Below are 17,498 nucleotides of genomic sequence, written 5' to 3' on the forward strand. Positions count from 1 at the left end.
GCAAAATCGCATTACATTGGCGAAATGACGACGCTGACCGTCACGAGCCGAGGCCAGGTGACCTTCCGCAAGGAGGTGTTGCAGCATCTCGGCATCCAGCCTGGGCAGAGAATCCGTCTGGATCTGCTGCCTGACGGTCGCGCCGAACTCAGCGCCGAACAGATGAAGGGGTCGTGGGCCGACCTGTCCGGTTTCCTGAAAGGCCGGACGAACGGCGCCCGCCTGTCGATCGAACAGATCGACGCCCTGACGGCCCAGGCCGGCGCGGATTCCGAGCAGCCTTGAACATCACCGCCGACACCAATGTCCTCTTGCGGGCCATCGTCGGCGATGACCAAAGTCAGCAACGTCTGGCGGTAGAGGCTTTGGAATCCGCGGAGCGGGTGGCTGTCACCAGCCAATCCCTGTGCGAGTTGGCCTGGGTTCTGGCGCGGGGCTATCGCACTTCGCGCGAAGACATCGCCGCCGCCATTCGTCGCCTGCTGGAGATGCGCAACATCTCGGTGGATCGTCGAGCCGCAGAGGCCGGTCTCGCCGTGCTCGAAGCCGGCGGCGATTTTGCCGACGGCGTCATCGCCCATGAAGGCCAATGGCTGGGCGGGGAAACCTTCGTCTCCTTCGACGTTCAGGCGGTAAGGTTGCTGGAGCGCAGCGGCGTAAAGGCGCGCCTCCTGTCCGCCTACTGAGTTCTGCATTTCCGAGAAAGCGCCTTCAGATGACCTTCACCCTTACCTCCACCGACATTCAGGACGGGGGCGTGCTGCCGGACGCCCAGGTTCACGCCAAGGGCAATACCTCTCCGCAACTGGCCTGGTCGGGCGCGCCCGAGGGTACGAAAAGCTACGCCATCACCTGCTACGACCCCGACGCCCCCACCGGTTCGGGCTTCTGGCACTGGACGGTGGCCAATATTCCGGCGGACGTGACGGAGCTGGCGACCGGCGCCGGATCCGCGGGCGGTCATCTGCCGCACAGCGCCATTCAGGGGCGGACGGATTTCGGCCAGGCCGGTTTCGGCGGCGCCGCCCCGCCGCCCGGCCACGGCCCGCACCGCTACATCTTCACCGTCTTCGCGGTGGACGTGGAAAGCCTGGACGTCACGGCCGACAACTCGGGCGCCGTGTTCGGCTTCAACCTGCATTTCCATACCCTGGCCAAGGCGTCGATCACGGCGACCTACGAAAACCGGGGCTGATCGCGGGTTTGCCCTTGTCGGGTCATCAAGCGAGCTTATGTTGCGCCGCAACATGACCCAGGCCGCTCTCGTTCCCGACTCGCCAACGCTGTCACGCGGCGCAGTGGCGCTGGTGCTGATCGCCCTCGCCATGGGCGGCTTCGCCATCGGCGTGACCGAGTTCGCCGCCATGAGCATCCTGCCCGACTTCGCAACGGGCCTGGGCGTCGATGCGCCGACCGCCGGCCATGTCATCAGCGCCTATGCGGCAGGCGTGGTGGTCGGGGCGCCGATCCTGGCGGTGCTGGGCGCGCGTCTGCCGCGCTGGCAGTTGCTGATCGGCTTCATGGCCTTGTTCGCCGTCGGCAATGTCGCCAGCGCCCTGGCGCCCACCTATCACTGGATGCTGGTGTTCCGCTTCCTCAGCGGCCTGCCGCACGGGGCCTATTTCGGGGTGGCGGCCCTGGTGGCGGCCTCGGTCGTGCCGCTTCATTTCCGTACGCGCGCCGTCTCGACCATACTGATGGGCCTGACAGTGGGGACGGTGCTGGGCGTGCCGGTGGTCAACATCATCAGCCACGCCCACGGCTGGCGCTGGACCTTCGCCATCGTCGGCCTGCTGGCCGTAACGACCATGGCCCTGGTCGCCCTGTTCGCGCCGCGCGATCCGGCCCATTCGGACGCCAGTCCCTTGCGCGAACTGGGCGCCCTGAAGCGCGGTCAGGTGTGGCTGACGCTGGGCGTCGGCGCCGTCGGCTTCGGCGGCATGTTCGCGGTCTACGCCTATCTGGCCTCGACCCTGCACGCCGTGACGGGCGCGGGCGCGGACGTCATGCCCTGGGTCTTCGCCGTCTTCGGCGTGGGGATGTTCATGGGCAATATCCTGGGCGCCTGGGCGGCCGACCATATGGGGTTCAAGGCGGCCGGCGTGCTGTTGCTGTGGAGCGCGGCGGCCCTGGCCCTGTATCCGATCGCGGCGCCGCACCTTTGGGCGGTGATGATCGTGGTCTTTCTGATCGGCGGCGGCGGCGGCCTGGGGTCGATTCTGCAGACGCGGCTGATGGACGTGGCGGGCGACGCCCAGACCCTGGCGGCGGCGCTGAACCACTCGGCCTTCAACACCGCCAACGCCATCGGTCCGCTGCTGGGCGGCATGGCGATTGCGGCCGGCTACGGCTGGACCTCGACCGCTTGGGTCGGCGTGGGTCTGTCGCTGGGCGGCTTCGTCATCTTCCTGGTCGCCTGGCTGACGGGCCGGGCGCGCACGACGACCTGACAAGCCGAAAGAACCCTGCTAAAGGCCCGCGCCATGAGCGCCGCCGTCATCGTCTTCCCCGGTTCCAACTGCGACCGCGACTGCAAGGTCGCCGTCGAACGCTCCACCGGCGAGCCCGTCAGCATGGTCTGGCACGCCGAGACGGAGCTTCCCCAGGGTCTGGACCTGATCGTCATTCCCGGCGGCTTTTCCTACGGCGACTATCTGCGCTGCGGCGCCATGGCGGCCCAGTCGCCGGTGATGCAGGCGGTCAAGAAGGCGGCGGAAGACGGCGTCGCCGTGGTCGGCATCTGCAACGGCTTCCAGATCCTGTGCGAGGCCGGACTGCTGCCCGGCGCCCTGCTGCGCAATCAGGGTCTGAAATACGTCTGCAAACCCATCGCCCTGACCGTCGCCAACGGCCAGACCCGCTTCACCGCCGGCTATCAGGGCCAGCGCGAGGTCGTCATGACCCAGGGCAACGGCGACGGAAACTTCTTCGCCGACGCCGAGACCCTGGCCCGCATCGAGGGCGAGGGTCAGGTGGTGTTCCGCTACGTCGACAATCCCAACGGCTCGGTCAACGCCATCGCCGGCATCCAGAACGCGCGCGGCAACGTCCTGGGCATGATGCCCCACCCGGACCGCGCCTTCGAGGCCGAACTGGGCTCGGCCGACGGCGCGGTCCTGTTCCAGAGCATCTACGCGGCCGCTTGACGGCAATCTGACGTTGGCTACAACCTGTGACGATCCGTCGAACGGTCGCTGCCGCGCGCCCGCCTGAAGCTGTCCGATCAGGCCGCTGCGGCCGGTCTTTCGCTCGCCGGCCGCATGGTCCGCTTCTCGGTCAACTTCAAGATGGAGCCCTGAGGGCCGTCAGATGTCCTTGATCTGAGCGCGTCCGTCCGACAGGTCGGCGGCTTCGTCGTCTTCGGTCTGGTCGTCGTCGAACGCCTTCTCGCCGGCCTCGCGTTGAGCGGCCAGTTCGCGGGCACCGACGCCCAGCCCCTGTTCGATCGCCAGGTTGGCCTCCACTTCGTCGGTCAGGTTCAGGTCTTCGTTGTCGGGGTCGGCCACGGGAGCATCCTTTTGAGGGGTTCCCGCGAACAACAGCCGGTGGGCGCCTTCGGTTCCTAGCGGCCGAAGAAGGGGTCCAGGCTGGCCCGCGACAAAGGGCGGAACACCAGGAACTGGCCGCCGACCGTCACCGTGACCTCATGCGCCTGGGGGCGTTGCAGCAGAGCGGGGTCGTCGAGCGACACGGTGCGGCCGGAGGCGATGTCGCGAGCGTCCAGGGGCGGCAGGGTCGGTCGACGCTCGGACGCCGCAAGCGCCGAGAGGAAGCCGCGCACGGCGTTGGCCTGCTGGGCGGGCGTCAGGGCGGCGCGCACCTGGCTCCAGGCGTCCTGAACCGACGCCGGCAAGAGAGCGGCCTGGACCGCGGGCTGAACCTGAGCGACCGCCGAAGCCGCAACGGCGCCCCCCGCCAGAAGGGCCAGAATCGACAGGAGCGGGCGGCGCAGCGTGAGCATTCGCAAACAGACGCCGCCGGCCGCGTGAAATGCAAGCTTCACTTTTCCAGGCGGCTGGGTGAACCTCCCGGGCTCCGGCGCGTATGGCCGGGGCAAGCGTCATATTGGAAACCCAATGTCCTCCATCATTCGCCCCACGCCGCGCCAGCGCACCCGCCGTCTGGTCGTCCTGGCCGCCGCCCTGTTCGCCATCGTCGCACCCCTGGTTCAGAACCTGGCCGGTCTAGGTTTGACGCAGGCCGAGTTCGCCGCCGACGGGAACACCACCCTGCGCGTCGCCGGTTACGCCTTCTCGATCTGGGGGCTGATCTATCTCGGCATCCTGGCCTATGCGATCCGTCAGGCCCTGCCTCAGACGGGCGAGAGCCCGCTGCTGGGCCGGATGGGTCTGCCGTCGGCTGTCGCCTTCTTCGGCATCGGCTTCTGGATCATCGTGGCGGCCATGAACCTGAAGGCGGCCAGCGTGGGCGTGATCTTCGCCTCGCTGATCGCCCTGCTTCTGCCGCTGCTGGCGGTGTCCGGCCATATTCGCGCGCTGCGACTGATGGATCGCGAGCGTATGCTGGTGGTCTGGCCCCTGGCGGCCCTGGCCGGTTGGCTGACGGTGGCCGCCCCGCTGAACCTGATCACGACGGTGACGGCGTTCGACGCCCTGCCCGCCGCCCTGTCCCCCAGCCTGTGGGCCATCGTCGCCATCGTGGCGGTCACGGTCGTCGCCCTGGCGGCGACGGCGGTTCTGCGGACGATGGCCTATCCGTTGCCGACCGCCTGGGGTTTGCTGGGCGCTTTCGTGGCGGAACAGGCGGACAAGCCCGCCGTCGCCTTCACCGCCCTGGCGGGCGCCATTGTCCTGCTGGTCGGTGGACTGCTGCTGACCTTCCGCCTGCGGCCGGGCGTGGAGCGCGCGCGATAGGGCTGGACTCTATCACTTCCGCTCATCCCCGCGAACGCGGGGATGAGCGGAAAGAGATGGATCACGGCTGGGGCGTGTCGGTGACGGCGTCATCCTGCGGCTCGTGATCGTCGGCGCCGACGTCGAAGGCGCCGCTTTCATCGAAGCCGACGCTGCCTACCCCGACCGCCGAACCCGTCAGGCGCTGACGGCTGGCCAGCGCGGCTTCCGGCGCCGCCGCATCCATCTCGCGCGTCGTTTCGGGATCGTTAGAGCGATCCATCTGCTGGCCCGAAGCGGGGACGATGCGGTCGGTGTGCGGCTTGCTCACTTGTCGTCCTCCTCGGCGTCGTCTTCCGCCTTCTTCTGAGCGGCTTCGGCAAGGGCGGATGCGCCCGCATCATCGGCGGCGATCTCGGGCCGGTCGTCATCCTCGGGCGTGGCGGCGGGGTCGATGGGGGTGTCGGTCATGGTGTGCTCCTTGGGACTGTCGCCGGAATCAACCGCTCGCGATGGTCGATGTTCCCCGATCTTGCGCCACGCGGGCTGACAATCGGCGCATCTGCGGCTAGAAGCGCCGCCCATGAGCGCTCCTGAAAAGACCCCCCAGAAGTCGATGGCTGAATTGGCCGCCGAATACGGCCTGGCCCCCAACGAGTATCAGGTCGTCCTGGACCGGCTGGGGCGCGAGCCGAACCACGTCGAACTGGGCGTCTTCTCGGTCATGTGGTCCGAGCATTGCTCCTACAAATCCTCCAAGATCCACCTGGGCAAGTTCCCGACGACCGGCGAGCGGGTCATCTGCGGACCGGGCGAGAACGCGGGCGTGATCGACATCGACGACGGCGACGCCTGCATCTTCAAGATGGAGAGCCACAACCACCCCAGCTTCATCGAACCCTATCAGGGCGCGGCGACGGGCGTGGGCGGCATCATGCGGGACGTCTTCACCATGGGCGCGCGCCCGGTGGCCCTGCTGAACGCCCTGCGCTTCGGCGACGTGAACCATGAGAAGACCAAGCGTCTGGTCTCGGGCGTCGTCTCGGGCATCGGCGGCTACGGCAACTGCGTCGGCGTGCCGACCGTGGCGGGCGAGACCAACTTCCACGCCGGTTACAACGGCAACATCTTGGTCAACGCCATGTGCGTCGGCCTGGCCAAGGCCGACAGCATCTTCTATTCGGCCGCGCCCTCGGCGGGCCTGTCGGTGGTCTATTTCGGCTCAAAGACCGGCCGCGACGGCATCCACGGCGCGACCATGTCCTCGGCCGAGTTCGACGACGAATCGGAATCGAAACGCCCCACGGTCCAGGTCGGCGACCCCTTCGCCGAGAAGCTGCTGATCGAGGCGACGCTGGAGCTGATGGCGTCCGGCGCCGTCGCCGCCATTCAGGACATGGGCGCGGCGGGCCTGACCTCCTCCTCGGTCGAAATGGCCGGCAAGGGCGGCGTCGGCATCGAGTTGAACATGGACGCCGTGCCCCAGCGCGAAGAGGGCATGACCGCCTATGAGATGATGCTGTCGGAAAGCCAGGAGCGGATGCTGGCGGTGCTGAAGCCCGGCCGCGAGGAAGACGGCCACCGCATCTTCCAGAAGTGGGGCCTGGACGCCGCCGTCATCGGCGTGACCACCGACACCGGCCGTCTGGTGCTGAAGCATCATGGCGAAACCGTCTGCGACGTGCCTCTGGCGCCCCTGTTCGACGACGCGCCCCTGTACGACCGCCCGTGGGTTCAGCCGGTGTTGCAGGCGAAACTGAACCACGCCGAAATCCCCGCGCCCGAGAACTGGGCCGATGCGGTCATCAAGGTAATCGCCTGCCCCGACATGGCGTCCAAGCGCTGGATCTGGGAACAGTACGACCGCCATGTCATGGCCGACACCCTGCAGGATTCGGCCACCGGCGCCGACGCCGGCGTGGTGCGCGTGCATGGCACGGACAAGGGTCTGGCCGTCACCTCGGACTGCACCCCGCGCTATGTCCAGAACGACCCCTACGAGGGCGGCAAACAGGCGGTGGCCGAGGCCTGGCGCAACCTGACCGCCGTGGGGTCGCGCCCCATCGCCATCACCGACAATCTGAACTTCGGCAATCCGCAGCGGCCCGAGATCATGGGCCAGATCGTGCGCGCCATCGACGGCATGGCCGAGGCCTGTCGCGAACTGGTCTTCCCGGTCGTGAGCGGGAACGTGTCGCTCTATAACGAGACCAATGGCGTCGCCATTCCGCCCACCCCGACCGTGGGCGCCGTGGGCCTGCTGCCCAACTATGACGTGGTCACCAACTTCTCGACCATGGCCGAGGGCGACGCCCTGGTCCTGATCGGCCAGACGCACGGGGAACTGGGCGCATCCATTTATTTGCGCGAGGTTCTGGGCCGCGAGGACGGCGCCCCGCCTCCTGTCGATCTGAAGCTGGAAAAGAAGACCGGCGATTTTGTGCGCGGCCTGATCGAAGCCGGCGAACTGACTGTGGTGCACGACCTTTCGGACGGCGGCCTGATCGGCGCCGCCGCCGATCTGGTCCTGGCCTCCGACGTTGGCGTGACCCTGGACGCCTCCAGCGCCGCCCACGCCCACATCTTCCTGTTCGGAGAGGATCAGGCCCGTTATCTGGTCGCCGTCACCGACGCCGACGCCCTGATCGCCAAGGCCCAGGGCGCCGGTCTGCACGCCTCGGTCGTCGGCCATGCGGGCGGCGACGCCTTCGCCTCCAGGGGCGACAAGGGCGAACTGTTCAGCATCCCCGTCGCCCACCTGCGCGAATGGCACGAAGGCTGGATGCCAGGCTGGATGGGCGACGCCGCATGATCCGCGCCGCCCTGCCCGTCGCGCTGGTCCTGATGCTGGGGGCCTGCGACGGCGGCGGCGATCCGGTGCAGCAGGCGCTGCGCGACACATCGGCCGCCAATCATGCGGCGGCGGCCCGCACCACGGCTGAAGCCGAGACGACCCACAGCCCGGCGTCGAACGTCACGCCGGGCGACCGCGCCTTCGCGGCGTCCGAAGCCGAAATGCATCGCAAGATGGCCGCCGCGTCAGGCCGGACGATCGACCAGGCCTATGTCGCCAAGATGATCGCCCACCACGAAGGCGCCGTCGCCATGGCCAAGGTCGCCCTGCGCGACAGCCGCGACCCGGACATCCGCCGCACGGCCCAGACCGTGATCGATACACAGACGCGCGAGATCGCCGAGATGAAGGCCTGGGCGTCCTCCACGCCGCCAACGCGCTGATCCGCCTTTCGAACGTCACATCCCGCGCCTAGAGTTCGGGAATGGCTGACGGCGCAACGCCCTTTCGTCCCGCGATACCGCCCCGACGGGCGGGCAAGCCCCTGTCTCTGCTGCCCTTCCTGTGGGTCAGTTGGCGCGATCCGATCCGCATGTGGTCGCAGCGGCATTTCACCAAGCCCCAGATCTACGGTCACTCGGCCTTTGGCGAGGTTCTGGTGGTCAGCCATCCCGAGGGCGTTCGGCACGTCCTGACCGAAAACGCCGCCAACTATGAGAAGGGCGAACTGCAGAAGCGGGTGCTGGGTCCGATGCTGGCCGAGGGCTTGCTGTTGACCGAGGGCGACAAATGGCGCCGCGCCCGGCGCATCCTGGCGCCCCTGTTCACCCCGGCGAAGATGGCCACGTTGAACGCGCGCATGGCCGAGGTCTGCCATGCCCGCGTCGCCGTCTGGGCGCTGTCGGCGCGCGGGCGGGTGCTGGATATCGACAGTGAGATGTCGGGCCTGACCTTCGACATTCTGTCGGCCACCATGTTTTCGGACGAGCTGGGCGGCGAGGCGCGCGGGTTCGAGCGGGCGCTGAACCAGTTCCTGGCCAATGGCGCGCGCATCGACCCGCTGGATGTGCTGGGCGCGCCCGACTGGGCCCCGCGTCTGGGGCGGGTGGCCAGTTTCCGCTCGGCGCGATTCTTCGAACAGCGGGTGACGCGGCTGGTCGAGGCGCGACGGGCGCACATCCAGGCGGGCGACGCGCCGCCCGCCGATCTGCTCAGCGCCCTTCTGCTGGCCACGGACGAGAATGGCGGGGCGGGCCTGTCGGACGCCGAGGTGGCCTCCAACATCCTGACCTTCATCCTGGCCGGGCACGAGACGACGGCGCGCGCCCTGGGCTGGGTGCTGCATCTGCTATCGCGCCAGCCGGAGTATCTGGCCCGGGTGCAGGCCGAGGCCGACCAGTTCGACATCGCCGATCCCAAATGGGCCGAGGGCCTGCCCTGGACCCGCGCTGTGCTGGAAGAGACGATGCGCCTGTTCCCGCCCGCCCCGACCATGGCGCGCAAGGCGCTGGCGGACGACGAGATCGGGGGCCAGAAGATCAAGGCCGGCGCGACGGTGATCGTCTCGCCGTGGATCCTGCAACGCCACACCCTGCTGTGGGACGATCCCGACGCCTTCAAACCCGAGCGGTTCCTGCCCGAACATCGCAAGGCCATCGACCGTTACGCCTACATCCCCTTCAGCGCCGGGCCGCGCGTCTGCATCGGCGCGGCCTTCGCCCTGCAGGAGGCGATGATCGCCTTGGCGGCTATCCTGCGGATCGCCGAGGTCGAGCCCCTGACGACCGCCGAACCCCGCCCCGTCCACCAGATCACTCTGCGCAGCCGCGAACCGATGCGGCTGAGGCTGCGGGCGCGGCGCAAAGGCTGAGCGACGCCCGTCGCCGTTCCGCCACGGATGAGCGATAGAGGATCATCGCCCTTCAACGGACCCGATTCCCTTTGCGCGTCGCCATTCTCCTGCCGCCCGGATGCCGGTTTTCGGAAGCCCAGCCGAACTCGATGGAGACGGTGGTGCGCACCCTGGCGGGCGCGAATCGGAGCGCCGAGACGCGCATCTTCTGCTGCGCCGGGGCGGACGATCACAATGTCGAAGGGGTCGACGTTCTGCCAGTCGGCGGCAGGCGGATGGAGACCTTGATCGCGCGGCTGCGCGCCTTTCGCCCCGACGTGATCGAACATCATCAGCAGGTCAAACAGGCGCTGGCGGTGCAGAACGCCCTGCCCGAGGCCGTGCATCTGCTCTATCGCCACAATGCGCTTCGAACGCCGCGCCATGCGCTGGACGTTTGGCGCTATCGGGCGCGTTATCGGCGAGTGGACGGCCTGGTCTTCGTCAGTCGGGCCGAACGCGACGCCTTCGTCGGCGCCTTCCCGGAGATGGACGCCCGCGCCTTCGCCGTGCCCAACCCCATCGACGCCCGCGCCTGGCTGGCCTCGCCCGAGAATCGGCGGCCGGTCATCGCCTTCGCCGGGCGCGCCATGGCCGAGAAGGGCGTCGATGCGCTGTGCGCCGCCCTGCCCGCCGTGCTGGACGCCCATCCCGATTGGCGGGCCGTGCTGATGCTGAACGACTGGGACGATCATGCGCGCTGGGCCGCCCGCCACGTGGCGCCGCTGGAGCGATATGGCGACCGGATGGAGGTGCTGAAATCCGCCCCCTTGGCCGAGGTTCGGCGGCGGATGCAGTCGGCGGCCATCGCCCTGACGCCCTCGGTGTGGGACGAGCCGTTCGGCCTGACAGCCATAGAGGCCCATGCGGCGGGCGCGGCCCTGATCTCGTCCGGTCGCGGGGGCCTGCGTGAGGCCAGCGGGCCGCACGCCCTCTATGTCGATGCGGTGACGCCTCAGACGCTGTCGGCGGCGATGGATCGGCTGATCCGCGACCCCGCCGAACGATTGGCGCTGGCGCGCGGCGGTCAGGCCTATGTGCTGGAAGCCCACACGCCCCAGCGGCGCGCGGGCGAGTTGAATGCGATCAGGCGCATCCTGGTCGAGCGACGACGGATCGCCGCCTGAGGCGTCAGACGGCCGGCACGGCCTGAGACAGCCGCCCGCCGACGCGGATCGGCTCGACGCGCGTCGCCAACCCTGTCCGGTCGTCCGTCTCCACGAAGACGCCGCAGATGGTGGCGGGGCCGGATGCCGGCATATAGCGACCACCGGAGATGCGGGTTGTGAAGCGCCGCAGCGGCTCTTCCTTCTCATTGCCGATGACGCTGTCATAGTCGCAGCAGCCGCCGGCGTCGGTCTGATAGGCCGTGCCGCCGGGCAGAATCTGGCAGTCGGCGGTCGGGACGTGGGTGTGGGTGCCCACGACCAGCGACGCGCGGCCGTCGCAGAAATGCCCCATGGCCATCTTCTCCGAGGTCGCCTCGCAGTGCATGTCCACGATGACGGCGTCCGCGACGGCGCCCAGGGGGGCGGCCGCCAGTTCGCGCTCCACAGCGCCGAACGGATCGTCCATCGGGTCCATGTGGACGCGGCCCAGCACGTTCATGACCAGGACGGAGCGCCCCGTGTCTGTTTCGAACAGATTGGCGCCCGCGCCCGGCGCATCCATCAGACGCGGATAGTTCGCCGGCCGGATCAGGCGCGGCTCGCGCACGATATAGGTCAGGGCCTCGCGCTGGTCCCAGCTGTGGTTGCCCAGCGTCAGACAGTCGGCGCCCGCCATGAACAGTTCGCGCGCCGTGTTCTCGGTGATGCCGAACCCGCCCGCCGCGTTCTCGGCGTTGACCACCACGAAGTCGAGCTTCAGGTCGCGCTTCAGGCCGGGAAGATGATCGCTGATGCCGTCACGGCCGGACTTGCCGATGACGTCGCCAAAAAATGCCAGTCTCATTCGAAAGCCGTATAGCCGTTCTCGGTCAGAACGCCATGCAGTCGGATGTCATGATCTTCCAGCGCCAGCCGGTCGACCGCCTGTCCCGCATAGGCGTAGCCGATGCGCAGGGCGTCCGGGCGCGCGGCGAAGGTGCGGTCGTAATAGCCCCCGCCCTGCCCCAGCCGCCCGCCGAAAGGGTCAAAGGCCAGAAGCGGGGTCAGGATCAGATCGGGATCGACCGTCTGGGCCAAGGGCAGGGGCGCGGGGCATCCGGCGGCGTCCAGCTCCAGCGGTTCGCCCGGCGACCAGGCGCGAAAGATCATCGGGGCATCCCGTTCCAGCACCACCGGCAGACACAGCTGACGCCCCGCCGCCTCCAGCGCCACGGCCAGGACGTCGGTGTCCAGTTCCGACCCCATCGCACGGTAAAGGGCCACGACCTCACCCTTCGGCATTTGGTCCGCATGATCGGCGGCGCGCGCCGCCGCCTCTGGATTACGCCCGGCCAGATGTTTGCGTCGCGTGCGCATGTCCGCACGCTGTTGGGACTTGTCGCTCATGGAAACAGTCTCGCGTCCCAATAGACGGGGGTGTTCAGCCCGGTCGTGATCCGCGCGAACTCGGAGTGGGCGGGATTGATCAGGATGTTGCTGTCCAGCCGCGCCACGACGGAGGGAACGATCAGGATCAACGACCGCGCCGATCGGTGCCATTCGCAGCCGAAAGCGCGGCTGACCGCGCCATTCGCCAGATCCCAGCCCGGATGGGCGGCGGGCTGAAACACCTCGTAGCTGACGCCTGCGGGGATGGCGATCTCGATGTAGTGCTGGTTCGGCGGCAGGGCGCCGGAGCCGTGGACCAGCTTCTCCAGCAGGCTGGTGGAATAGTGTTGCGCCGCATAGATCAAAGGATGCGTCGGGTCGTTCCAGCGGCCTGGATTGAGGGTCGATCCTGTGGCGTCGAAGATCGGATAGGCCCCCGCCGGATCGCCGATCCGATAGGCGGTCAGCCCCTTGTCCAGCCGTTGCGCCGTCAAGCCGCCGAGCCGTAGCGCAGCCGACCCAGAATATCGCACACCAGTTCCGCGCCCAGCTCGCTGCCGATGGCCACCGTCATCGGGGCCTGATTCTCCAGCATGGCGTGGGGGCGGAACAGGAAGCCGCGCGCCGCGACATCGCCGCCCCAGACCGCCACCGCCTCGGCCCAGACGCGCGCCACGCGGGCGACCCGCTCGCTGGCGGCGGGAGACAGGACGCCCGACTTGTTGCGGGCGGCCGTGGCGCGCGGCACGACCTTGTGCCGGAAGGCGTTGTCGTCGGGGCTGACGGCGTCGGCCACCAGCGTCAGGGCGCGCGTCGGCAGACCTGCGCTGACCGATCGGGCCAGATCCATTGGCGAAATGCTGGCGGCGTCCTTCACCCCCAGCACATAGGCGACAGTGGAATAGTCAGACATGACCGGCCTCGCTCAACATAGACACGATGTCGTCTCGCATGAGACGTTTGTCAATGACGGCAAGCCGATGTGGCTGAGCGGGATCACGCACACGCGCTCAAGCAGCGAGCCGCCGCGCGGCGAGTGTTAGCGCCAAAAAGAATGGAAGGTGGCGGCGCCGCGCGAACCGTGAAGAACGTTTAAATCCTCTCGACCTGGGTAGCCAGGTGGGCTCCATATGCCCAGGCCCTCGAGCCCGGACAGGGACAGATCCCGTAGAGTGAATTAAGGTCAGAAGGATATGTTGTCTTCGACGTGAGCCGCAGCATGACCCGCCGCCGGACAAGATAGGGCCTTGCGCCCGAACGCGCCAGCGGCCCTGCGTCAGATATTTTGAGCGATCTTCTCGATCCGGGCGGCGACGGCGTTCAGGGCCTCGGCGACCCCGTCGGTCGCGGCGGACGCGGGCGCAGCGGCGAAGGGCGCCTTTCCCCCGCCTAAACGGGCTTCGTGCAGTTCGTCGGCCAGGATCAGGGCGGACATCAGGAACAGACGCAGGTCGCCGACCTGACCGACATCCTGGGCCACGGCGCGAACCTGATTGTCGAACTGTTTGGCCAGGATGCGGACCCGTTCTTCCTGACCGTCGGCGCAGCCCACCGCATAGGGGCGGCCGTTCACCTCAACCGTCACCGTCGCCATCAGCGGTCCTCGCCTTCGGTCATGTCCTGGGCCTCTTCCAGAACCTCGCGCACGGCCTGGGCCGCGCGGCCCAGGGCCTCGGACGCCTCGCGGCCTGCGGCCTCAAGCTCGGCGACGCGCGCATCCGCGGGGCGGGGCGCGAACAGGTCGTCATCCGCCACGGCGGGCGCCGAGGCGGGCCGCGCCTTCAGCTCCAGGATCTTGCGTTCGAGATCGGCCAGGGCGCGGTCGATGCGCGCCCGTGCGGCCGTGGTGGCGTCTGCCATCGGTCGCTCCTTGCAAATTGCGTATAGAACCCGAGGACGCGCCGGGGTAAAGCGGCGCCGCCTCTTAAATTCCGCATCGTTCGAAAGGTCTCCGCCGTGACCGACGCCAAATCCGCACCCAAGGCCACCCCCGAACAGATGGCCAACGCCATCCGCGTCCTCGCGATGGACGGCGTGGAGAAGGCCAAGTCGGGCCACCCCGGCATGCCGATGGGCATGGCCGACGTCGCCACGGTGCTGTTTTCCAAGTTCCTGAAGTTCGACGCCTCGCGCCCCGACTGGGCCGACCGCGACCGCTTCATCCTGTCGGCCGGCCATGGCTCGATGCTGATCTACGCCCTGCTGCACCTCACCGGCTACAAGGCCGCGACCAAGGAAGAGCTGTCCAACTTCCGCCAGTGGGGCTCCAAGACCGCCGGCCACCCGGAATACGGCCATATGCCGGGCGTCGAAGTGACCACCGGCCCGCTGGGTCAGGGTCTGGCCACCTCGATCGGTTTCGCGATGGCCGAGCGTCATCTGGCCGCCAAATACGGCGACGACCTGGTCGATCACCGCACCTGGGTCGTCGCCGGCGACGGGTGCCTGATGGAGGGCGTTTCGCAGGAAGCCATAGCGCTGGCTGGCCGCTACAAGCTGAACAAGCTGACCGTGCTGTGGGACGACAACGAAATCACCATCGACGGCAAGGTCTCGCTGTCGGACGCCGTTGACCAGAAGGCCCGCTTCAAGGCCGCCGGCTGGGCGGTCAAGGCCGTCGACGGCCACGACATGAAGGCGATCAAGTCGGCGATGCAGTGGGCGATCCGCCAGGACAAGCCCGTCCTGCTGGCCTGCAAGACCAAGATCGGCAAGGGCGCCGCCACCATGGAAGGCAGCCACAAGACCCACGGCGCGGCCCTGGGCGCCGCCGAGATCGCGGCCACCCGCCTGGGCCTGGCCTGGGATCACGACCCGTTCGAAATGCCCGAGACCATCCTGTCGGCCTGGCATAAGGTCGGTCGGCGCGGATCCAAGGACCGCAAGAAGTGGGAGGCCCGTCTGGCCGCCTCGTCCCAGGCCGCCGACTTCACCCGCGCCATGAAGGGCGACCTGCCCGAGGCCGCCTTCGACGCCCTGAACGCCAAGATCGCCGAACTGATCGAGACCAAGCCGGCCCAGGCCACGCGCCAGTCGTCGGGCGCCGCGCTGGACGAACTGTTCGCCGCCATTCCCGAACTGGTCGGCGGCTCGGCCGACCTGACCGGATCGAACAACACCTTCGTCAAGGGCACCCCAATCCTGGACGCGCCGACCTATGAGGGGCGCTACGTCAACTGGGGCATCCGCGAGTTCGGCATGGCGGCGGCCATGAACGGCCTCGCCCTGCACGGCGGGGTCATCCCCTACGGCGGCACCTTCATGGTGTTTTCGGATTACAGCCGTCCGGCCATCCGTCTGGGCGCCCTGATGGGGGTGCGCGCCATCCACGTTCTGACGCACGACAGCATCGGTCTGGGCGAAGACGGCCCGACGCACCAGCCGGTCGAACATCTGGCGGCCCTGCGCGCCATTCCGAACCTGCTGGTCTTCCGCCCCGCCGACACGATCGAGGCGATGGAGTGCTGGCAGATCGCGCTTCAGACCAAGACCGCGCCTTCGGCCCTGGCCCTGTCGCGCCAGAAGACGCCTGCGGTCCGCACCGTCGCCGCGTCGGAAAACCTGTCGGCCAAGGGCGCCTATGAGATCAAGGCCGCCAATGGCGAGGCCAAGGTCACCCTGTTCGGCACCGGCACGGAACTGGCCCTGGCGCTGGAGGCTGCATCGGTTCTGGAAGCCGAAGGGACGCCCACCCGCGTCGTCTCCGTCCCCAGCTTCGAACTGTTCGAGCAACAGGACGCCGCCTATCAGGCCGCCGTCATCGGCCGCGGCACGGTGCGCGTGGCGGTGGAAGCCGCCATTAAACAGGGCTGGGAACGGTTCATCGGCGAGGACGGCGCCTTCATCGGCATGTCCAGCTTCGGCGCCTCGGCCCCGGCCGAAGTCCTGTACGAAAAGTTCGGCATCACCTCGGATGCCGTGGTCGCGGCGGTCAAGGCTCGGCTGTAACTCTCCGTCTCCCTGTTCGCGCAGCGAATGGGGAGGTTGCTCGCAGCGAAGCGGAGAGACGGAGGGGCTCTTTCGGCGCCCAGAACCCCTCCACCGCTTCGCGGTCCCCCTCCCCGCTGGCGCGGGGAGGACACAGGCGCCTGAGATTGATCGCCATGAAACTCGGCACCCCGCTTTCCGACACCGCCGTGCGCGTCATGCTGCTCGGCGCGGGCGAACTGGGCAAGGAAGTCGCCATTGAACTGCAGCGGCTGGGCTGCGAGGTGATCGCGGTGGACCGCTATCCCAACGCCCCGGCCATGCAGGTGGCGCACCGCAGCCACGTCATCCCCATGACCGACGCCCAGGTGCTGAACGGCGTCATCCTGGCCGAGGCGCCGCACATCATCGTGCCCGAGATCGAGGCCATCGCCACCGAGGTTCTGGCCGATATCGAGGCGGCGGGCATGGCGCGGGTCGTGCCCACCGCCCGCGCGGTGCAGCTGACCATGAACCGCGAGGGCATCCGCAAGCTGGCGGCGGAAACCCTGGGCCTGCCCACCAGCCCCTACGCCTTCGCCGGTTCGCCTGAGGAACTGGCGACGGGCGCCGAGACGGTCGGCTATCCCAATTTCGTCAAGCCGGTCATGTCCTCGTCCGGCAAGGGTCAGTCCTTCGTCGAGAACGCAGACGAAATCGCCGACGCCTGGACCTATGCCCAGGAAGGCGGCCGCGTCGCCGGCGCCCGCGTCATCGTCGAGGGGCGGATCGACTTCGATTTCGAGATCACCCTGCTGACCGTGCGTTCGCTGCGCGACGGCGTGGTCGTCACCGACTTCTGCGCCCCCATCGGCCATCGTCAGGTCAAGGGCGACTATGTCGAGAGCTGGCAGCCCCAGGCCATGAGCGCGGGCGCCCTTGCCTCGGCCCAGGACATCGCCGCCAAGGTGACGGAGGCGCTAGGCGGTCTTGGCGTCTTCGGCGTCGAACTGTTCGTCAAGGGCGATCAGGTCTGGTTCTCCGAGGTCTCGCCCCGTCCGCACGACACCGGCCTGGTCACCCTGGCCAGCCAGACAATGAGCGAGTTCGCCCTGCACGCCCGCGCCATCCTGGGCCTGCCGGTCGATGTGACCCAGCGCGAGCCCGCCGCGAGCGCGGTCGTCTACGGCGGCATGGAGGCGCAAGGCGTGGCCTTCGAAGGCGTGGCCGAGGCCCTGTCGGTCCCCACCGCAGACCTGCGCCTGTTCGGCAAGCCCGAAGCGTTCGAGCGCCGCCGCATGGGCGTGGCGAGCGCGCGCGGCGCCGATGTGGATCAGGCCCGCGAACGCGCGCGCGAAGCCGCCGGGCGCGTGAAGGTGGTGCGGGGCTGACGCCGACCGTCTCCTCCCCACTTGTGGGGAGGGGGACCGCGCGTAGCGTGGTGGAGGGGCTGTTGAAGCCCCACGGGCGCCTGCGAAGCGGTGAAGAACCCCTCCGTCACGGCGCTAAGATGCGCCGCGCCACCTCCCCGCTCCGCAGGGAGGAGACGTCTTTCTACGACTTTGGTCGATTGGCCT

At 68.4% G+C, this 17,498-nt stretch carries 22 protein-coding genes and 1 other RNA gene; 12 read left to right on the plus strand and 11 right to left on the minus strand.

The window, feature by feature from the left end:
- Positions 1 to 24: 24 nt before the first annotated feature.
- The 5 genes from B3Z70_RS15615 to purQ are packed head-to-tail and all read left to right on the plus strand — an operon-like array spanning position 25 to position 3,146.
- Entirely contained in the window at positions 25 to 285 is a 261-nt protein-coding gene (locus tag B3Z70_RS15615) for an AbrB/MazE/SpoVT family DNA-binding domain-containing protein (protein WP_292023128.1), read from the plus strand.
- Positions 282 to 686 carry a type II toxin-antitoxin system VapC family toxin gene (locus tag B3Z70_RS15620; protein WP_292023126.1) on the plus strand — a complete coding sequence of 135 codons (405 nt, stop codon included), beginning with the start codon at positions 282 to 284 and terminating at the stop codon, positions 684 to 686. The genes B3Z70_RS15615 and B3Z70_RS15620 overlap by 4 nt, the downstream gene beginning before the upstream one ends.
- Before the next feature lie 29 nt (positions 687 to 715).
- On the plus strand, positions 716 to 1,195 hold the full coding sequence (locus tag B3Z70_RS15625) for a YbhB/YbcL family Raf kinase inhibitor-like protein (protein WP_292023124.1): 480 nt from the start codon (positions 716 to 718) through the stop codon (positions 1,193 to 1,195).
- A gap of 37 nt (positions 1,196 to 1,232) precedes the next feature.
- Entirely contained in the window at positions 1,233 to 2,450 is a 1,218-nt protein-coding gene (locus tag B3Z70_RS15630; RefSeq protein WP_292045889.1) for an MFS transporter, read from the plus strand.
- 33 nt (positions 2,451 to 2,483) lie between these two features.
- The gene (purQ, locus tag B3Z70_RS15635; protein WP_248120374.1) at positions 2,484 to 3,146 is read left to right on the plus strand and encodes a phosphoribosylformylglycinamidine synthase subunit PurQ; all 663 of its coding nucleotides are present in this window, start codon (positions 2,484 to 2,486) and stop codon (positions 3,144 to 3,146) included.
- Positions 3,147 to 3,305: 159 nt separating this feature from the next.
- Here purQ and B3Z70_RS15640 read toward each other — a convergent pair whose 3' ends face one another.
- Both B3Z70_RS15640 and B3Z70_RS15645 read right to left on the minus strand, forming a co-directional pair.
- On the minus strand, positions 3,306 to 3,506 hold the full coding sequence (locus B3Z70_RS15640; RefSeq protein ID WP_292023121.1) for a hypothetical protein: 201 nt from the start codon (positions 3,504 to 3,506) through the stop codon (positions 3,306 to 3,308).
- A 56-nt stretch (positions 3,507 to 3,562) separates the two neighbouring features.
- A complete protein-coding gene (locus B3Z70_RS15645) occupies positions 3,563 to 3,961 on the minus strand; it encodes a hypothetical protein (protein ID WP_292023119.1) in 399 nt (132 codons plus the stop codon).
- A gap of 115 nt (positions 3,962 to 4,076) precedes the next feature.
- Here B3Z70_RS15645 and B3Z70_RS15650 point away from each other — a divergent pair, with 115 nt between their 5' ends.
- A complete protein-coding gene (locus B3Z70_RS15650) occupies positions 4,077 to 4,874 on the plus strand; it encodes a hypothetical protein (protein ID WP_292023117.1) in 798 nt (265 codons plus the stop codon).
- A gap of 61 nt (positions 4,875 to 4,935) precedes the next feature.
- Here the strand turns inward: B3Z70_RS15650 and B3Z70_RS15655 are convergent, their stop codons facing one another.
- Together B3Z70_RS15655 and B3Z70_RS15660 are read right to left on the minus strand one after the other, a co-directional pair.
- Positions 4,936 to 5,184 carry a Tat pathway signal protein gene (locus B3Z70_RS15655; RefSeq protein ID WP_292023115.1) on the minus strand — a complete coding sequence of 83 codons (249 nt, stop codon included), beginning with the start codon at positions 5,182 to 5,184 and terminating at the stop codon, positions 4,936 to 4,938.
- The gene (locus B3Z70_RS15660) at positions 5,181 to 5,324 is read right to left on the minus strand and encodes a hypothetical protein (protein WP_248120384.1); all 144 of its coding nucleotides are present in this window, start codon (positions 5,322 to 5,324) and stop codon (positions 5,181 to 5,183) included. The genes B3Z70_RS15655 and B3Z70_RS15660 overlap by 4 nt, the downstream gene beginning before the upstream one ends.
- Before the next feature lie 112 nt (positions 5,325 to 5,436).
- Here B3Z70_RS15660 and purL point away from each other — a divergent pair, with 112 nt between their 5' ends.
- The 4 genes from purL (at position 5,437) to B3Z70_RS15680 (ending at position 10,665) form a co-directional block, all read left to right on the plus strand.
- Positions 5,437 to 7,665, plus strand: a complete 2,229-nt coding sequence (gene purL, locus B3Z70_RS15665) for a phosphoribosylformylglycinamidine synthase subunit PurL (RefSeq protein WP_292023113.1) — start codon at positions 5,437 to 5,439, stop codon at positions 7,663 to 7,665.
- A complete protein-coding gene (locus B3Z70_RS15670; RefSeq protein WP_292023111.1) occupies positions 7,662 to 8,090 on the plus strand; it encodes a DUF305 domain-containing protein in 429 nt (142 codons plus the stop codon). The genes purL and B3Z70_RS15670 overlap by 4 nt, the downstream gene beginning before the upstream one ends.
- Positions 8,091 to 8,131: 41 nt before the next feature.
- Complete coding sequence (locus tag B3Z70_RS15675; RefSeq protein WP_292023109.1) at positions 8,132 to 9,517, plus strand: cytochrome P450; 1,386 nt, start codon at positions 8,132 to 8,134, stop codon at positions 9,515 to 9,517.
- A gap of 71 nt (positions 9,518 to 9,588) precedes the next feature.
- Complete coding sequence (locus tag B3Z70_RS15680; RefSeq protein ID WP_292023106.1) at positions 9,589 to 10,665, plus strand: glycosyltransferase family 4 protein; 1,077 nt, start codon at positions 9,589 to 9,591, stop codon at positions 10,663 to 10,665.
- Positions 10,666 to 10,669: 4 nt separating this feature from the next.
- Here the strand turns inward: B3Z70_RS15680 and B3Z70_RS15685 are convergent, their stop codons facing one another.
- The 7 genes from B3Z70_RS15685 to B3Z70_RS15715 form a co-directional block, all read right to left on the minus strand.
- Entirely contained in the window at positions 10,670 to 11,491 is an 822-nt protein-coding gene (locus tag B3Z70_RS15685) for a TIGR00282 family metallophosphoesterase (protein WP_292023104.1), read from the minus strand.
- On the minus strand, positions 11,488 to 12,033 hold the full coding sequence (locus B3Z70_RS15690) for a 5-formyltetrahydrofolate cyclo-ligase (RefSeq protein WP_292023102.1): 546 nt from the start codon (positions 12,031 to 12,033) through the stop codon (positions 11,488 to 11,490). Before B3Z70_RS15690 ends, B3Z70_RS15685 begins: the two co-directional genes overlap by 4 nt.
- Positions 12,030 to 12,509 (minus strand): RES family NAD+ phosphorylase, encoded by a 480-nt coding sequence (locus B3Z70_RS15695; RefSeq protein ID WP_292023100.1) that lies wholly within the window; start codon positions 12,507 to 12,509, stop codon positions 12,030 to 12,032. The genes B3Z70_RS15690 and B3Z70_RS15695 overlap by 4 nt, the downstream gene beginning before the upstream one ends.
- Positions 12,506 to 12,928, minus strand: a complete 423-nt coding sequence (locus tag B3Z70_RS15700; protein WP_292045890.1) for an antitoxin Xre/MbcA/ParS toxin-binding domain-containing protein — start codon at positions 12,926 to 12,928, stop codon at positions 12,506 to 12,508. Before B3Z70_RS15700 ends, B3Z70_RS15695 begins: the two co-directional genes overlap by 4 nt.
- Positions 12,929 to 13,078: 150 nt before the next feature.
- Positions 13,079 to 13,239, minus strand: a non-coding RNA gene (gene ssrS / locus B3Z70_RS15705) — 6S RNA.
- Between the two features lie 52 nt (positions 13,240 to 13,291).
- Positions 13,292 to 13,609 carry a cell division protein ZapA gene (locus B3Z70_RS15710; protein ID WP_292020466.1) on the minus strand — a complete coding sequence of 106 codons (318 nt, stop codon included), beginning with the start codon at positions 13,607 to 13,609 and terminating at the stop codon, positions 13,292 to 13,294.
- A complete protein-coding gene (locus B3Z70_RS15715) occupies positions 13,609 to 13,875 on the minus strand; it encodes a hypothetical protein (RefSeq protein ID WP_292020464.1) in 267 nt (88 codons plus the stop codon). The genes B3Z70_RS15710 and B3Z70_RS15715 overlap by 1 nt, the downstream gene beginning before the upstream one ends.
- Before the next feature lie 96 nt (positions 13,876 to 13,971).
- Between B3Z70_RS15715 and tkt the strand changes: the two genes are divergently transcribed.
- Together tkt and purT are read left to right on the plus strand one after the other, a co-directional pair.
- Entirely contained in the window at positions 13,972 to 15,963 is a 1,992-nt protein-coding gene (gene tkt, locus B3Z70_RS15720) for a transketolase (protein ID WP_292045891.1), read from the plus strand.
- Between the two features lie 149 nt (positions 15,964 to 16,112).
- The gene (purT, locus tag B3Z70_RS15725; RefSeq protein ID WP_312082900.1) at positions 16,113 to 17,312 is read left to right on the plus strand and encodes a formate-dependent phosphoribosylglycinamide formyltransferase; all 1,200 of its coding nucleotides are present in this window, start codon (positions 16,113 to 16,115) and stop codon (positions 17,310 to 17,312) included.
- The last annotated feature ends 186 nt before the right edge of the window (positions 17,313 to 17,498 follow it).

Origin of the sequence: Brevundimonas sp. UBA6550 (assembly GCF_002434505.1) — a bacterium.
Taxonomy (GTDB): Bacteria; Pseudomonadota; Alphaproteobacteria; order Caulobacterales; family Caulobacteraceae; genus Brevundimonas.

Bases quoted from the DNA above. Each gene is read 5' to 3' on its own strand.
- B3Z70_RS15615 (WP_292023128.1), top strand. From the start codon at position 25: ATGACGACGCTGACCGTCACGAGCCGAGGCCAGGTGACCTTCCGCAAG.
- B3Z70_RS15625 (WP_292023124.1), top strand. From the start codon at position 716: ATGACCTTCACCCTTACCTCCACCGACATTCAGGACGGGGGCGTGCTG.
- B3Z70_RS15630 (WP_292045889.1), top strand. From the start codon at position 1,233: ATGTTGCGCCGCAACATGACCCAGGCCGCTCTCGTTCCCGACTCGCCA.
- purQ (WP_248120374.1), top strand. From the start codon at position 2,484: ATGAGCGCCGCCGTCATCGTCTTCCCCGGTTCCAACTGCGACCGCGAC.
- B3Z70_RS15645 (WP_292023119.1), bottom strand. From the start codon at position 3,961: ATGCTCACGCTGCGCCGCCCGCTCCTGTCGATTCTGGCCCTTCTGGCG.
- B3Z70_RS15650 (WP_292023117.1), top strand. From the start codon at position 4,077: ATGTCCTCCATCATTCGCCCCACGCCGCGCCAGCGCACCCGCCGTCTG.
- B3Z70_RS15660 (WP_248120384.1), bottom strand. From the start codon at position 5,324: ATGACCGACACCCCCATCGACCCCGCCGCCACGCCCGAGGATGACGAC.
- purL (WP_292023113.1), top strand. From the start codon at position 5,437: ATGAGCGCTCCTGAAAAGACCCCCCAGAAGTCGATGGCTGAATTGGCC.
- B3Z70_RS15670 (WP_292023111.1), top strand. From the start codon at position 7,662: ATGATCCGCGCCGCCCTGCCCGTCGCGCTGGTCCTGATGCTGGGGGCC.
- B3Z70_RS15675 (WP_292023109.1), top strand. From the start codon at position 8,132: ATGGCTGACGGCGCAACGCCCTTTCGTCCCGCGATACCGCCCCGACGG.
- B3Z70_RS15685 (WP_292023104.1), bottom strand. From the start codon at position 11,491: ATGAGACTGGCATTTTTTGGCGACGTCATCGGCAAGTCCGGCCGTGAC.
- B3Z70_RS15690 (WP_292023102.1), bottom strand. From the start codon at position 12,033: ATGAGCGACAAGTCCCAACAGCGTGCGGACATGCGCACGCGACGCAAA.
- B3Z70_RS15700 (WP_292045890.1), bottom strand. From the start codon at position 12,928: ATGTCTGACTATTCCACTGTCGCCTATGTGCTGGGGGTGAAGGACGCC.
- B3Z70_RS15710 (WP_292020466.1), bottom strand. From the start codon at position 13,609: ATGGCGACGGTGACGGTTGAGGTGAACGGCCGCCCCTATGCGGTGGGC.
- B3Z70_RS15715 (WP_292020464.1), bottom strand. From the start codon at position 13,875: ATGGCAGACGCCACCACGGCCGCACGGGCGCGCATCGACCGCGCCCTG.